At 36.0% G+C, this 15,421-nt stretch carries 18 protein-coding genes, 1 tRNA gene and 1 other annotated feature; of the genes, 3 read left to right on the forward strand and 16 right to left on the reverse strand.

The annotated features are described in order from the left end of the window. The 15 genes from recN to H3T47_RS07005 form a co-directional block, all read right to left on the reverse strand. Nucleotides 1–1,689 (reverse strand): DNA repair protein RecN, encoded by a 1,689-nt coding sequence (recN, locus tag H3T47_RS06935; protein WP_199282985.1) that lies wholly within the window; start codon nucleotides 1,687–1,689, stop codon nucleotides 1–3. Nucleotides 1,690–1,698: 9 nt separating this feature from the next. Continuing rightward, nucleotides 1,699–2,511, reverse strand: coding sequence for a TlyA family RNA methyltransferase (locus H3T47_RS06940; RefSeq protein WP_199282986.1), 813 nt, complete (start codon nucleotides 2,509–2,511; stop codon nucleotides 1,699–1,701). Then, entirely contained in the window at nucleotides 2,511–3,377 is an 867-nt protein-coding gene (locus H3T47_RS06945) for a polyprenyl synthetase family protein (RefSeq protein ID WP_199282987.1), read from the reverse strand. Before H3T47_RS06945 ends, H3T47_RS06940 begins: the two co-directional genes overlap by 1 nt. A gap of 12 nt (nucleotides 3,378–3,389) precedes the next feature. Continuing rightward, on the reverse strand, nucleotides 3,390–3,632 hold the full coding sequence (locus tag H3T47_RS06950; protein ID WP_038523150.1) for an exodeoxyribonuclease VII small subunit: 243 nt from the start codon (nucleotides 3,630–3,632) through the stop codon (nucleotides 3,390–3,392). Beyond that, nucleotides 3,613–4,980, reverse strand: coding sequence for an exodeoxyribonuclease VII large subunit (xseA, locus tag H3T47_RS06955; protein WP_199282988.1), 1,368 nt, complete (start codon nucleotides 4,978–4,980; stop codon nucleotides 3,613–3,615). The genes H3T47_RS06950 and xseA overlap by 20 nt, the downstream gene beginning before the upstream one ends. Beyond that, nucleotides 4,970–5,818 (reverse strand): tetrahydrofolate dehydrogenase/cyclohydrolase catalytic domain-containing protein, encoded by an 849-nt coding sequence (locus H3T47_RS06960; RefSeq protein ID WP_199282989.1) that lies wholly within the window; start codon nucleotides 5,816–5,818, stop codon nucleotides 4,970–4,972. Before H3T47_RS06960 ends, xseA begins: the two co-directional genes overlap by 11 nt. 50 nt (nucleotides 5,819–5,868) lie before the next feature. Then, nucleotides 5,869–6,267, reverse strand: coding sequence for a transcription antitermination factor NusB (gene nusB, locus H3T47_RS06965; protein WP_038523160.1), 399 nt, complete (start codon nucleotides 6,265–6,267; stop codon nucleotides 5,869–5,871). Then, nucleotides 6,245–6,703 (reverse strand): Asp23/Gls24 family envelope stress response protein, encoded by a 459-nt coding sequence (locus tag H3T47_RS06970; protein ID WP_199282990.1) that lies wholly within the window; start codon nucleotides 6,701–6,703, stop codon nucleotides 6,245–6,247. The genes nusB and H3T47_RS06970 overlap by 23 nt, the downstream gene beginning before the upstream one ends. Before the next feature lie 19 nt (nucleotides 6,704–6,722). Continuing rightward, nucleotides 6,723–7,292 (reverse strand): elongation factor P, encoded by a 570-nt coding sequence (gene efp, locus H3T47_RS06975; RefSeq protein WP_038523166.1) that lies wholly within the window; start codon nucleotides 7,290–7,292, stop codon nucleotides 6,723–6,725. Nucleotides 7,293–7,364: 72 nt separating this feature from the next. Then, a complete protein-coding gene (locus tag H3T47_RS06980) occupies nucleotides 7,365–8,474 on the reverse strand; it encodes a Xaa-Pro peptidase family protein (RefSeq protein WP_199282991.1) in 1,110 nt (369 codons plus the stop codon). A gap of 148 nt (nucleotides 8,475–8,622) precedes the next feature. Further along, the gene (rpmA, locus tag H3T47_RS06985; protein ID WP_276308982.1) at nucleotides 8,623–8,922 is read right to left on the reverse strand and encodes a 50S ribosomal protein L27; all 300 of its coding nucleotides are present in this window, start codon (nucleotides 8,920–8,922) and stop codon (nucleotides 8,623–8,625) included. Between the two features lie 7 nt (nucleotides 8,923–8,929). Next, nucleotides 8,930–9,244 carry a 50S ribosomal protein L21 gene (gene rplU, locus H3T47_RS06990; RefSeq protein WP_038523174.1) on the reverse strand — a complete coding sequence of 105 codons (315 nt, stop codon included), beginning with the start codon at nucleotides 9,242–9,244 and terminating at the stop codon, nucleotides 8,930–8,932. Between the two features lie 13 nt (nucleotides 9,245–9,257). Then, nucleotides 9,258–9,330: a sequence feature (ribosomal protein L21 leader region), on the reverse strand. An 88-nt stretch (nucleotides 9,331–9,418) separates the two neighbouring features. After that, nucleotides 9,419–10,258 (reverse strand): YitT family protein, encoded by an 840-nt coding sequence (locus tag H3T47_RS06995; protein WP_199282992.1) that lies wholly within the window; start codon nucleotides 10,256–10,258, stop codon nucleotides 9,419–9,421. 169 nt (nucleotides 10,259–10,427) lie between these two features. Beyond that, nucleotides 10,428–11,756, reverse strand: a complete 1,329-nt coding sequence (locus H3T47_RS07000) for a DUF2325 domain-containing protein (RefSeq protein WP_199282993.1) — start codon at nucleotides 11,754–11,756, stop codon at nucleotides 10,428–10,430. Between the two features lie 89 nt (nucleotides 11,757–11,845). Further along, nucleotides 11,846–13,609 carry a DUF2207 domain-containing protein gene (locus H3T47_RS07005; RefSeq protein WP_199282994.1) on the reverse strand — a complete coding sequence of 588 codons (1,764 nt, stop codon included), beginning with the start codon at nucleotides 13,607–13,609 and terminating at the stop codon, nucleotides 11,846–11,848. A 203-nt stretch (nucleotides 13,610–13,812) separates the two neighbouring features. Between H3T47_RS07005 and H3T47_RS07010 the strand changes: the two genes are divergently transcribed. Next, nucleotides 13,813–13,886: transfer RNA gene (locus H3T47_RS07010), tRNA-Arg, on the forward strand. A 103-nt stretch (nucleotides 13,887–13,989) separates the two neighbouring features. Here H3T47_RS07010 and H3T47_RS07015 read toward each other — a convergent pair. Then, nucleotides 13,990–14,145, reverse strand: coding sequence for a hypothetical protein (locus H3T47_RS07015; protein ID WP_233335871.1), 156 nt, complete (start codon nucleotides 14,143–14,145; stop codon nucleotides 13,990–13,992). A gap of 557 nt (nucleotides 14,146–14,702) precedes the next feature. Here H3T47_RS07015 and H3T47_RS07020 point away from each other — a divergent pair. Beyond that, nucleotides 14,703–14,882 (forward strand): type II toxin-antitoxin system HicA family toxin, encoded by a 180-nt coding sequence (locus H3T47_RS07020; RefSeq protein WP_046327283.1) that lies wholly within the window; start codon nucleotides 14,703–14,705, stop codon nucleotides 14,880–14,882. A 47-nt stretch (nucleotides 14,883–14,929) separates the two neighbouring features. Beyond that, on the forward strand, nucleotides 14,930–15,322 hold the full coding sequence (locus tag H3T47_RS07025; RefSeq protein WP_046327284.1) for a type II toxin-antitoxin system HicB family antitoxin: 393 nt from the start codon (nucleotides 14,930–14,932) through the stop codon (nucleotides 15,320–15,322). The last annotated feature ends 99 nt before the right edge of the window (nucleotides 15,323–15,421 follow it).

The raw sequence follows: 15,421 nt of genomic DNA on the forward strand, positions 1-15,421 counted from the left end.
TTATTTCTTTTTTCTTTTAAAGCTCCTCATGAGATCCTTGGCATTTTGTTTAGCTGCCTGCGTCACGTCACTACCAGCCATCATTTCTGCAATTGCAGTTATTGTTTCTTCCTGAGTTAAAGGCCCGATTTGAGTATAAGTCGCACCATCTTTAACTTTTTTGGCAACCAAATATTTCTGGTCACCTGCAGCTGCTACTTGCGGTGAATGTGTAATCGCAATTACTTGTTTATTTTCGCCAATTGAATGCAGTTTTTGCCCTATTGCTGCCGAAACGCGACCGGAAACGCCAGTATCAATTTCATCAAAAATCATTGTCCCCACTGGTTCAACTTTACTAAAAATTGCCTTCAAAGCCAGAATTAACCGTGATTGCTCTCCGCCAGAGACGATCTTGACCAGCGGCATTAATTCTTCACCGGGATTTGGCGCTATTAAGAAGACAATATTATCGGTGCCCTTCTTGGTAAAAGTCTTAGTTGCGGAAAAATCAATACTAAAACGGGCCTTAGCCATATAGAGATCCGCCAATTCCTGTTTTATTTTCTTTTCCAAAGTGGCTGCGACATTTTTCCTAATTTCATGCAAATTCTGTGCTTCAACTTTTAATTTCTTTTCTAGTTCTCCCAGCTGTTTTTGCAATTTTTCTTCGTCAAGTCCGCCAGTTTCATATTGTCCCAATTCCTTTTGTACTTTGGCATAAAATGCAAAAACATCCTCTAATGAAGGACCGTATTTTTTCTTTAAACCGTTAAGCAGATCCAGCCTATTTGAAACATACTGAAATCTTTCTTCATCAAAATCCATATCATCTAAGACATTTGACAATTCACTACGGGCATCGCTGATAGCGAAAACTCCGTCATCAATTGTCTTAGCTATATCTTTAAACTTAGACCCATACTCAACCAATTCATTTGCAGCATTTTGCGCTTTTCCAAGTAAAGTTTCAATGCCATGATCTTCATCATCGTACATTTGCATTAAATAGTTGGCTGTATCAACAATTTTCTGATAATTATTTAACTCATCATATTCGTCTTCAAGCTCATCATCTTCATGAGGATCCTTTAAATCAGCTTTAGATAATTCCTCATTTTGAAAAGATAAAATATCCTGCTTTTGTGCCAATTCCTGTGCGTCTTGATGTAAATGATTAATTTGAGCAGTTAATTTTTGCCAATTACTAAAATCGGTTTGATATTGGGCAAGCTCCTGCTTAAATTTGGAAGAAGCGTAATTATCCACCAGATCAATTTGCCTATCCTGATCCATTAAAATTTGTTGATCATTTTGACCGTGAATATCAACTAAATAATTACCCAGTTCGCGTAAAACATTAATCGTAGTCAGTTGACCGTTGATGCGCACGACATTTCTTCCTTTAGCAGCTAATTCACGGCTAATAATCAATTGTTCTTCTGAATCTGGTATACCATATTGTTCACAAAGTTCGGTAATCTTTTTAGTTTCATGGTCCAGTTCAAACAGACCAGTGACCACAGCCTTTTTTTCACCACTACGGATCATTTCCTTTTGGCCGCGACCGCCCATCAATAGTGAAACTGCATCAATAATAATTGATTTACCAGCACCAGTTTCACCAATTAATACAGTCATATTTTCTTGAAAGCGAACCTTCAATGCTTTAATAATGGCAAAATTTTTAATATCCAGTTCAACTAACATATTCCTCTCCTAAAGATTGGCAACGGCCTGTGCAACAATATCTTCTGGTCTCTTAGCCCAGAGCAATTTGCCGCCATCTTTTTCGTCTTTTTGTAAATGAATTAAAAATTCAATATTACCTTTACCACCTTTTATCGGCGAATAATCAAGATCAAGAACGTTAAAACCAATTTCGCATGCTTTTTCTATGGTATGCTCAATTACGCTGCAATGGACGGCATGATCATGAACTATACCATGTTTGCCTACTTGATCAGGACCCGCTTCAAATTGGGGCTTAATTAGGCAAACAGCATCACACTGGTCTTTTAAGATCTGATACATCGGCGGCATAATTAAATCTAGTGAAATAAATGAAACATCTGTCATGGCAAAATCAGGCAAACCATGAGTAAAGTCAGCAGGCTTGCTATAGCGAAAATTTTGCTTTTCCATCACTATCACACGCGGGTCATCACGTAATTGCCATGCCAGTTGGTTATAACCAACATCTAACGCATAGACCATTTTGGCATTATTTTGTAAGGCAACATCTGTAAAACCACCAGTAGATGCACCTATGTCTAGACAAATTTTGTTTGTTAAATCAATTTGAAAAGATTTTAAAGCTTTCGCAAGCTTAAACCCACCACGAGAAACATACTTTTTACCTGATTGTTTGACAAAAAAAGTTTCATCTATTGGAAAATTAGTACCACTTTTATCGATTCTCTGATGATTATGATCAGAAACTAATCCTGCCATAATAGCTCGTTGAGCCTGAGTTCGAGAATTAAATATTCCCTGCTTAACTAATAAAACGTCTGCTCTTTGTTTTGTCATTACAGTACCTTTTTATATAAATCAAGAAAGCCGGTCAAAATGTCTGAATTAATGTCTTTTAAGCAGTTTTGAGCATGTGCTATTAATTTATTCAATTCTACTCGGCTTTTGGTAATTCCAAGCAAGGTCAACGTGTTATTTTTACCGCTTTCCAAATCTTTATGTGTCTTTTTACCCGCTTCTGCACTGGTTTCGACTACATCGACTAAATCATCATAAATTTGATAAGAGCGGCCAAAATCTTGAGCAAACTGCAGTAGCAACTCTTTTTGAGAAGGACTGGCATTGCCATGTTCAACAGCCATTTCAACGCAGGCCTTAATTAAACAGCCTGTTTTTAACCATTCCATCTTGTTAATAAAATCAGAGTTATCAGCCACACTTTTGTTATTGGTAGAATCAATATCTAAATATTGACCACCAACCATACCGTTGGGACCAACTGCTTCAGTGATTATTGCCACTAATTTAGCTGAATCGCTTCCTTGTGCTATCCATTTTATGCCCATTGGCAGCAAGGCATCCCCAGCAAGAATCGCTTCGGCTTCACCCCATTTTTTATGGCTGGTTAACTTACCTCTGCGGTAATCATCATTATCCATAGCGGGCAAGTCATCATGAATTAATGAATAAGTATGAATAAGTTCAATCCCGCAGGCAATCCTAATTTCTTCAGCGTTTATTTGAAAATTAATGGCATCTAAAGTTGCCAAAAACAGTAAAGGACGAAGCCTTTTTCCTCCAGCCATTACGGAATAAGACATAATCTGACTAATCTTAGTATCATTAACTTCACTTTTTAAATGATCTGCTAAATAGCTGTCAATAATTGGTGTCCAGGTTGCTTTAAATTTTTTAAAAGTCATAATAATTCTTTTCTATTTTTCCGGTGCCGCAGCGTCATTTGGATCAAGTTTATGTTCAGTACCGTCACTATCAATTAATTTAGCCACAGTTTCTTCAGCTGCAGTTAATTTTTTATTTAAATCACGACTTAGTTTTACACCGGCTTGAAACTGTTCAAGGGCATCTTCAAGCGGTACATCACCTTTTTCCAAATTATTAACAATTGTTTGCAATTCTGCTAATTCCTCTTCAAAATTATTTTTCTTCGTTGTCATTTTTATTTCTCCTAGTTGAACTAATTATAGCTTTGGCTTGTCCGTCTTTGAAATGGATATTGACTTCATCTTTAACTTTGGTCTGGCTAATTGAACTGATCGTTTTATCTGCTCTATCAGTGACATAGGTGTAACCCCTATTTAAAGTCTTAAGCGGACTATAATCATCTAGTTGCTGAGCAGTTTGTCCCAAAATATTGCTTTTTGCTTGTAAAAAATGTTTGATGCTCGTAATTAGCTTTTGCTGACAAAAATCAATTTGCTGCAGTAAAGAAGTTACTTTTTTATTAGGACTAACTGCTATTAACTTTTGGTTTGCAAGCTGATAATCGTGGCGCCCATTTTCCAACTGGTGCACCATATTATTGTGAAGCCTGTCACGCAGGATATCGAGCGTTTGGGCCTGTTCATCATAAAGTCTGGCAGGTTCGCGCATAATGACAGAATTAGTGATACGAGTTAAAGTGTCGCGGCGCACCCTAATAATATTTTGTATACTAGAAACAAGAGCGTTCTGCAATTGCCTAATACTTATTAATTCATCAGGTAAATTTGGTGTAGCATATTCGGCAGCCGCAGTTGGAGTAGCTGCACGCACATCAGCCACTAAATCGCATAGGGTCGTATCAGTTTCATGACCAACGGAGGAAATGACTGGCATCTTCATGTCAAAAACCTGACGAACGACTCGTTCTTCATTAAAGGGCCACAGATCTTCAAGAGAACCACCACCACGACCAATAATCATGACGTCGTACTTATCTTTGAACTGAGCTATTTGTTTCATAGCAGCTACTAATGAATCCGCGGCAGTATCTCCTTGAACTTGAGCCGGAAATAAATCAACTTCAGCATGAGGAAATCTTCTATTCACTGTCACCAGAATGTCATGAATAACTGCTCCCGAGGCACTGGTTACAACAGCGATATAATCGGGATAATGCGGCAAAGGCTTTTTATATTGCTTATCAAATAAGCCTTCTTTTGCTAATTTCTGTTGCAACTGCTGTAACTGATCGTATAACGCGCCCAGTCCAGCCGGTTCCATCGATTCTGCATAAAATTGATAAGAACCTTGCGGACTATAAACGTTTACATATCCTGTCACATAAACTTTCATACCTTCTTCTGGTTTAAATTTCACTTTATCAAAATAGGAGCGAAACATTACCACATTAATCTTAGATTTTTCATCTTTCAGAGAAAAATACTGGTGTGAATTGCGGCGAAAGCGAAAGTTTGATAATTCTCCTTGAAGAAAAACTTTATGTAAATACGGGTCATTTTTAAACTTCTGTGTGATATAGTAATTTAAATCTGAAACCGTAAGATACTTACTATTTTCCATGTTTTCTCCTTGTCAACTGAACTACCTGCTCCATTAAAGATTCAACTGTCAATGGACCTATTCCACCTGGAACAGGGGTGATATAGCTAGCGACATTGGTTACATGAGCATAATCAACATCCCCTACTATTTTGCCGTTAAAGCGATTTATTCCTACATCTATTATAACAGCACCTTTTTTTACCATATCTGCTTTTACCAAATTAGGTTGTCCTGCAGCAGCAACCAACACATCTGCCCTCTTAGTATAGTCGGATAATTTTTTAGTTTTTAAGTGCAGAATTGATACAGTTGCATCCCGCTCAAGCATCAGTGCCGCAAGGGGCTTGCCCACTATACTACTGCGACCAATAATAACCACATTCTTACCCTTCAACTCAATATGATAATAATCTAATAGTGTTAAAATGCCATGCGCAGTTGCAGGTTCAACAAAATGGTCACCGCGCCACAAGCGGCCAACATTTGCGGGAGTTAAGCAATCTACATCTTTTTCAGGGTCAATCGCAGCCAGAGCTTCATTTAAGTCAATCTGCCCGGGTACAGGCAATTGAATCATGATACCATTGACTTTTTCTTCTTCATTCAGACAATTTATCAAACTTAGCAGCTCTTTTTGTGTCACAGAAGATGATAATTGAAACAATTTTTGTTTGATGCCGATCTCTTTTGCTCGTCTTTTTTTAGTTCTTAAATAAATTTTACTACTGGGATCATTACCAATATTAATTACGCAGAATAAGGGTTGTATGCCCTCACTTTTTAAATATGTTACCTTTTGCTTAAGTTTAGTAGCTCGTAAGTCAGCTAAGTGCTTGCCGTCCAAAAGTTGTGCCATTAAGTCTATTCCTTTTCTAAAAAAATAGCCGGCTTAAAGCCGACTATTAGTTATTTTTGAATAAAATTTGCCAACATACCATTAATAAATGGTTTACTTTTAGGATCAGCAAATTCATCACACAAGTTTAAAGCTTCATTTACTGCAGCTTTGGGCTCAATTTCTTTACTGTACTTTATTTCATATAAAGCAACTTCCAAAATTGCTAACGAGATCTGATTAATCCGATTGATACGCCAGTTTTTTTTCAAAAAACTAGCCAACTCACCTTTTAATTCATCTCTCTTTTCAATTACGCCTTCAATTATTTCTTTGGCATAAGCAGAAAGTTCTTTCAAATCAAGCATTGCAACAGTTTTAGCTTCAACTTCAGCAGCTGAATACTTAACATCCTGATTAGCCAAATACACAGCCTGCATTGCAACTCTACGACTTTGGTGTTGATTCATTTTTACTCTTTTCATCTATGTCAGAAAATAGCTGAGAAGTTCCGCTGCCATTTTCATCGTCATCGTCTGGAAATTCTAAGCCGGTAACATGAACATTAATTTCATTAAGAGTTAAGTCTGTCATCTGCAATACTTGTTGCTTTAAAGATTTTTGCAGATCCATTGCAATCTTAGGTACATTTCTACCCGCCTCAATAGAGACGTAAACATCAGCAATCAAATTGTGTTCATCGTCAATATTTACGGATACACCTTTACCGCGATCTTCTCTTCCTAAAACGCGATTGATCCCAGACTTGACATTGCCGTGCATTCCAGCAACTCCGTCAACTTTTTCGGCAGCAATGCCCATAATAACTTCAAGAACACTTGGATCTATTTCAATTTCTTCACCGTTATTTTTATCATCTAAGACAATTTTTGAACTATCTGCCATTTTTGTTTACCTCGATTAATTATTTGTTCGCACGAGATACATAAGTACCATCGACTGTATTAATTACTAAAACATCGCCTTCATTAATAAAGAAAGGTACGTTAACGACTAAACCAGTTTCCATAGTTGCAGGCTTACCACCACCAGAAGACGTGTCACCTTTAATATTAGGCTCTGTTTTGGCAACCGTCAATTCAACAGTATTAGGCAACTGAATTCCTAAAGTCTGGCCTTCATGCATAATAACGCTAATTTCCATGTTTTCCTTTAAAAACTTAGCTTCATCTTTTATTTGTTCATTCGGAATTGCTAGCTGGTCATAAGTTTTATTATCCATAAAGACATAACTTGAACCATCATTATATAGATACTGCATAGTTTTTGTTTCAATTTCAGCAGTCTCAACCTTAGCGGTAGAACGGAAAGTATATTCCTGCACAGCACCTGTATTTAAGCTCTTCAGCTTTGAACGCACAAATGCACTACCCTTACCAGGCTTAACGTGTTGAAATTCAACTATACGCCATAAGTCATTGTTATACTTAATGGTCAAGCCATTCTTAAATTCGTTAACTGATATCATTGTCATATTGAGTACCTCATCTCCATAATATTATCTTACCAATTAGTAAGCGATTTTACTATAATTATTATTTAACTTTTACAAAGAAATTAAGTTGTCTTTAGGCAAGGTTGACAGTGTTTCAGGAGTTTGATCATGAACCAAAATATCGTCCTCAATCCTTACGCCACCTTTATTAGGCAGATATATTCCTGGTTCAACTGTATGCACCATATTGTTAAGCAATTCTTGTTTGCCAAATGGTAGAGCTGGTTGGCATAATTCGTGAATTTCTAAGCCGATGCCATGACCGATACCGTGCCCAAAATATTGTCCGTATCCTTGTTCAGTGATATAACTTCTTGCAGCCTGGTCAACATCACTACCATGATTACCTTTAACCGCAGCGGCAATGCCACGACGCTGAGCTTCGTGAACAATCTGATATATTTTATGCATTTCCTGATCGACTTTGCCAACGGCCACTGTTCTGGTAATATCAGCAGCATAACCATGGTAGAAGGCACCAAAGTCGATCACTACCATATCACCATCTTCAATCACTTTGTCACTTGCAACTCCATGGGCCCAAGCAGATCTAACTCCTGAAGCAATAATGGTGTCAAAACTAGGCCCATCTCCGCCGTTAATTTTAAAATAGTAATCTAATTTAGCTCCGATTTTCCGTTCTACCGCTCCCGGTTTGATTAGCGGCAATATTTCGTTAAAGCTATCCATTGAAATATCAATTGCTTTGCGTAAAGTTTCTAACTCAAGCGAATCTTTAACGTTGCGTACTTTTTCGACTAATTCTTCACAAATCTCAAAGTCAACCTGCGGATTTAACTTTTGCAACTTGTTAAATTCAACTGCTGAAACAAATTCACCTTCAACCAAGACCTTTTTGAGTTTTGCTTTCTGCAACTGCTTTGCAATCTCAACGTCTTGGTCTTCTTTTTTCATTATTACACTAATTTCGCCCGGAGCCTGCGCCTTAATCTGATCATCAAAGCGTGAATCAGAAAGAAGAATACGATCTCCTTGAGTGGTTAAAATTAACTGAGCTTCTTCACCAGTAAAGTTCGTAAGATAACGATAATTAGCCTGATTAAAAATTAGTAAGCCATCAGCATTTTGCTCTTTTATCAAATCAATTACTTTGCTTATTCGCCTATTAATTAAAGTTAATAATTTATCTTCTTCAGCCATAATTATATTCTCCTGTTAATCTCTCGTGTTTCGGTTTTATCTAAATTTTAACCCTAAAGATATTCAGATTACTATCCATTCTTTTGTAAAATAAAGCAGAAAAAAGACGAGAAGCATATGCTTTTCGTCTTCTTATTTAAGAACTAAATTACTTAGCTTCTTCTTCAACGGGAATAACAGAAACTTGCTTTCTGTATTTATCTTTCCGTTCAAACTTAACTACACCGTTAACCAATGCAAATAAAGTATCGTCTCCACCTTGGCCAACATTTTTACCTGGGTGAATCTTAGTACCACGTTGACGATAGATGATTGAGCCGGCGTGAATAGTTTGACCATCTGCAGCTTTGGCGCCTAAACGACGACCAGCTGAATTACGGCCGTTAGCAGTAGAACCTCCACCTTTGTGGTGGGCAAATAATTTAAGATTTAAAATATTCATCATTATTTCACCTCTAGTTTAATTCAATTTTTTCAACTGTAACCTTAGTATAAGGTTGACGGTGACCATATTTTGAATGTGAGTGCTTCTTTGGCTTGTACTTAAAAGTAACTACTTTCTTTTCCTTGCCCTGCTTTTCAACTTTAGCAACAACTTTAGCACCTTTAACTAAAGGTGTACCAACTTTAACGTCTTTGCCATCAGAAGTAAGAACTACTTCGTCAAAAGTTACTTCATTACCTTCAGCAGCTTCTAGCTTTTCAACAAAAACACTATCGCCTTCAGCAACTTTATATTGCTTACCACCGGTTTTAATAATTGCGTACATTTACTACCCTCCAAAAATTACTTAGACTCGCCAATCGAGGTGCTTAAAAAGACTTATTGCCCCGAAATGTGCGGTTGCAGATGTGGAGGAAACCACAAATACAACTACTTTATAATACTACTCTGACTAATTGTTGGCAATAAAAAATACCTTCATTGTTAAATAAAATTACAATTATATTTGCCATTTACCGCCATGCACTTTAGCAATATTTTCCGTAACAATAAATGCTTCACTATCAATCGCTCGTGCTTTAGCCACCAGTTGCCCATATTCATTAGTGTCAACCACAATAACCAATTGCTGTTTATCCTGGTCGCTATAGCCGCCAACTACGTTATATACGGTCAGTCCATCATAATCGTGCTGTAACATTTGGCGAATTTCTTCCAACTTACTATTACTCATAATGCGCACTTGATATTTTTTATCAAAACCAGTTTCAGTGTAGCGCATAGTAATAGTCGTAATTATTTGAGAAAAGGCTGCCAATAGAAAAGCTTCAACACCATCTACGAAAATATTCAAGAAAATGACTGACATATCAATAACCATTAAGGACAATGCGGGATCAACAAAGAAATATTTTTTGATGATTAATGGTGGAATTGTTGTCCCTCCCGATGAGGCATTAATCCGGTAAAGCATTGAAACACCAACGCCCATTAAAACGCCACCATAAATTACAGCCATCATATTATTTGAAGTTAATTTAAAACTAGGTGTAATCGCCATTAAAATCGGAATCAAAAAGCTTCCTAATGCTACCTTCTTTAAAGTTTCCTTACCTAAAAACACAGCAGCAAGTATCAGCATTATTAAGTTAACAACAAAAACCGAAACGGAACGGTTAATTCCCCAAACAGCTTCAATTAAGATTGAAATACCTGTAGAACCACCTGCAGCAACATTAATTGGCGCATAAAAAAAGTTAACTGATATTGTAATTATTTCTAATCCAGCTAGAAAGAATAACCAGTATTGCCATGTGTGTGCCTGTTTTTTAGCTTTCATCTCATCTTCCTTCCATAAAATTGTTATTTAATATTGTACAGGAAAAACGCCAAATTATGCAAGAAATGTGGGCTTTTTGATTGGTTAAGGCTATACTTGTTATCTGTCAAAAACATAATAGTTAAAACATTTTCTTAAATTATTAAGAAATTATAAAGAAAATTTTTTTCTACTTATCTGCTAAGCGATAATTAATTGTCTGGTTACCTTCATAAGCGGGAAGACCATTTTCAGCTCGATATAACGCACGTTCAAATGCTTGGTAACCTTTACTTGAACTAACTGCAAACTTAATATGATATTTATTGGCAAATTCACTGATATTCCAGGTACTGTCATGTGCCGCAAAAGCAGTTACCAATATGACAATATCTAAATCTTTTATTTGGTTTTCAATTACTTTTTTCTTACCCTGAAAAGCATCAATTGGAATTGGTATACCATGATAGCGATTAACTACACTTTCAAGTATGGCCTCGTTTTGATTATCACCAACAGCAATTCCAACACGTTGATAATGAAGGTCCATTTCAAGTCGCGGTATTTTAGTATCTTTTGCTTCTTTCTTAGTTTTTTTCTTTCTAATTTGCGGATCTTTGGGCTGTTCAAGTTGATACACCCAGCGTATCTGAATTGCTTCTGCAGGATTTTTCTTCAAGCGCACATCACCATCATACCAAGCTAAATCTACGATAGAGCCATCAGTTAGGCGAATATTTTCATCCCAATACTTACTTGAATCAACGGGTAAAAGAATTTGCTTACCGTGAACCCGCAATTTTTTACCTTGTGCATTGCGAGTAATTGCCAAGTGTCCAGACCTTCCCTGCACCACAGCGTATTTAAAAGTAGAAATGACATCGACTTCCATACTGGGTAGATCACGAAACCCAACAACTCGTAAAATAGTCGCATCATAGTGCGAATTTTTATCTTCTGGAATCGCTTCGACAATGTCGCCGCTTTTTAAATTCAAGGAATGTATTTGTGATTCTGTTAAAGTAAAAACCGTACGGTTACTATCATTAATTAAGTCACAACCCGTTAGTAAACGAATTACTGTATATCTCTTGCCTTTACGGTAGTCCCTTTGAGGCTTTTTTATGGGCGCTAGTGCTTGCTCAAAAACTTTTTTATCAATCAGGTCTTTCGTAGCCGGGGCTGAGTTGAGAGCTTTTTTTAAATCAATTAAATTTTGTCTATACTCTTTATTAATGCTGGGAGCAAGAGTTAGTTGCTGAATAGCGGAAAGGGCTGAATTTTTGGCAGAAAGATCTGCAGTATTGCTGATAAAACGCGTCAGACTTTTTAACAGCAAATTAAGTTGTTGGAAATCGACCTCCACGTTGTTTTTAGCACTTTCTGGGCTATTATTTGTAGCTGTGTCAGCAGTCATACCCAAGATTAGTTTAATTGCAGCCAGTCCGTTTTTTAAGCTTTTCTCATCTCCAGCCGTCTGATTAAGAATTCTTTTTAAATTATTACGATAATCGAACATGTTTATACCTATCTCTTTTGTAATTTACTTTAGTATAGCAAATGCAAAAAAGCCTAGCGTGGTGCTAGGCTTAAAGTCAAAAATTTTTACTAGAAAGCTCCACCACCGGAACCTCCACCGAAGCCACCGGACGTACCACTGGAAAAGCTGCTTGACCCGGTAGATATACTATCGTTAAAGCAAGAATCAAAGTTAGCAGAAAAGCTATCTTTGCCGGTATTAGAAACAAAACCATAGTAAAAGTAATCACTACGTGCCAGTTCTTCTTGAGTGAATTCTATTTTCAGTTCTTTCATTACTTTATTGGCTAAGCCAAAAGCAACGGCATAAGGCATGATATCCTCCCACAAAATGAGATCACCAACATCCCTCATCTTAAACTTACCGATATCTTTTAGCATCTTCTTGAAACCACGTATCTTTTCTGTTTCAATTTTTCCTTTTTCTGAATAAATACCAGTCTGCCTGATATTGAAAATCAGCGCCAGCAAACTCAAAATCAGAATCAAAGCCTCGCCAAAAACTATCACTAAGATAAATTTAAGTGAGCTCATGAGAGCTACTACCGAAGCAGCGAAACTGATGACCATCATTAAAATTATGATAGCTATATTTTTATTTTTACGATTTATTAATGAATCGGGCAAATATATTTGCTTTTCTTTACTATCAAAATAATCTCCTGCCCAAAAGTCAAAATCATTGCCTAATCTCTTACCATGATATTTTTTCAAGGCTTGAGTGGTAAAACTAGTTCCATCCCCAATCTTGTTAAAGAGTGTTTTCATTAACCTGCTTTCTTCGACAATACTTTCGTCTATCGCGGTTATCCGATAATAAGTTTTAAGATGGGCTTTATAATCTTCAATCCTAATTTTTTTCTGTGCTGCCAGTTCCATCAAATAAGCGGTAAACGCGCGATTATCCGGCTGCTTTGCAGTATCCAAAATTTGCGCTAATATTGGATTTACATCAGGTATTTCATAGTTATGGGCTAGTTCGCGAATTTTGCGGGGCATAAAACCAATCTTTTTGGTCCTAAAACCCTTAATGATACCTAAAAGTCCTGCAATTAGACTCACAGCAATTAGCCAGAGACTTCTTCTTACCCCTCTTTTTTGCTTTAATTCCGTATTTCGTGCTAACTCTTTCTCCTGCTTTATCACTGCTTGCCGGTGATTCTTATCTTTGACATTTTTATTGTTGGCAGTAATTTTAGGAGGGAAAATAGTATGAACTTCAATACCCATGTCACCAGCGAGATTTTCAGCTGTCATGACAATTTTTCCTTTTTGAGGATTAACTTGCAGATGACCATCGAGTGGTCCGTGGGCCCATGCTTTTAGACCTTTTACAGGCCCTGGAAAAATAACACTGGCTCTGACATAGTCCAAATCCCTATCCCAGCCATTGCCGATAATCTTAAAGTTAAGTTCAGCAACATCACGATAATTGGTAATAGCGTTAGTGATGCGATAAAAATAAGTAACGGTGAAAAGGCGGTTACTTTTTATTTTATGAAATACCTTAAAACGGTAGCCCTTTTTACTATTTATCAGGTCATAATTATCAGTTTTGTGTGCCTTCTTTTGACCGTCCTTGACTATCACTTTGATATCGTCAATCTTCTGATTTGATTGCAGATTCTGACGATAATAAACACCATTGGCAGAGCTGTTAAATTTATAGGTGATTGCCCTTTTCATCGACAATGAACCATCAGAATTCACTTTTGCAGTAGTAATGTTTTTAGCAATATCATAATCAACATCTGCTTTTACTTCTTGTCCAGAAACAAAACAAAATAAAAGAATTCCTATAAGAGATATCAGTTTTAGAATTTTATGTTTCATGCTTTTTCCTATCTTTCTCTCTTCACTTTTCTTTATTATACAGATTATAAATCACAATTAACAAATCAATTTTCCTCCTTTCTTTTTTATCATCAATATTAGCTTTAAAAATAAGTTGAACAAAAAAGAAATTTCCGGTTGCAATTGCAAAAACTTTTCTCTATAATAGTTAATGTTCTTGCGCGGGAATACGCAAAACTAACGGTCTGGTAGCTCAGCTGGATAGAGCAACGGTCTTCTAAACCGTGGGTCGTGAGTTCGAATCTCACCCGGATCATAAAATCAAGCCTGTAAGAATTGGTCTTACAGGCTTTTTGCATTTTCTAAGTATATAAAAGACATCCAATATGCTTCATAACCAAAGCTTTCAAAGCGTTGTGCTATTTTGCTTTCTTTTTTTCTCTCAAAATTAATTCTTTATCCTTTACTTTTACCTCAAACGTGGCATTTTCAGTAGTAATTCCAAGATCTCTGAATAATGATTTAGAAAGTCTGAAACCTTGGGAATAACCTCGTTTTTCTAATGTAATTTCCATTTATATATTTATTATCATAAATTTAATATGTTTAAGGTAATTTAGCTTGGTGGTCTAAATCAATAAATAAGACTCTTGATCCTTGGTTTGCCAGCCATTCACAATAATTTTATGCAGATGGAGCTCTATCAAACCCATTCTTGATAACTGTAAAAGTGATAATCTTCATTTCTTCCTCTCCTTTAATTATACTGCACTCATATGTTATGTATGATCTACTTATGCTTAATTTAAAATGGTAAAGTTATAAAGAAACCTGTTGAAACTAGGTATGCTCAAACTGCAACCACTAACTGTGTCACTAACATCCAAGCTTAAAAGCTTTTATCAAACTTGTTAGCCATACGCCTAGAAGTATTATTCACAATCTTATTCTCCATAGTTTATATGCTCAATATAAGCTATTTATGCTTAACTTTTGTTTATATTAAATTCTATAATATTTAAATAACTCTTGTATTTATTTTCATAAAAACTACAAGCGTAATAAGATTTTTATCATTTTTATTTACACACGTGCTATACACGTGTAAAATAATATCTGAAAGGAGAATTAGATGGTTAAAAGACGAGACGCCCTTAAAATTTTAAAGAAAAATGGCTGGTGGCTTAATCGTCATGGAACTAATCATGATGTTTATACCAATGGTTACCAGTCAGAGCCAATTCCTCGTCACGGTGATTTAAACAAAATTACATGGCAAAAGATTATGAAACGAAATAATCTTAAAGGATAAAATTAAGGGGGCTACCCTTTATTCGTGTACCATCTTAAATTACTATTATGAAAAAAGATAAAATTGTTGTTTTCCCAATTATTATAAAACCAACTAATGATTCTAAAATTAAGTACACTGTAAATGTCCCAGACCTTGACCGTGATACTCAAGGAAAATCAATTGTAGAAGCTATTGATATGGGAAAAGACTTAATTGGTACTATGTCATTAGTAGAAGATTTGCCAAAATCAAATACTAAAATTCCTAAAACTAAAGATGATGAAATTGCTACTTTAGTTACCGTCAATATTTCAGCATATAAACGGAAAAACGATGAACGTGTAGTTAAAAAGACTGTAACTATTCCAAATTACTTAAATGAAGAGGGAAAAGCTGCTGGTCTTAATTTTTCAGCTATTCTTTCTGAGGGTATCAAAGCAAAAATAGGTATTGAATAATTTGAAAAGTCCAAGTAGTGTCTGGGAAAAAAGTGCTCTTTGAAGTTAAATTAAAAAATTTACAATTTAAAAAGACCGACAAATCAACGTTTTATTGAC

Source organism: Lactobacillus sp. W8093 (assembly GCF_016100925.1).
Classification (GTDB): domain Bacteria; phylum Bacillota; class Bacilli; order Lactobacillales; family Lactobacillaceae; genus Lactobacillus; species Lactobacillus helsingborgensis.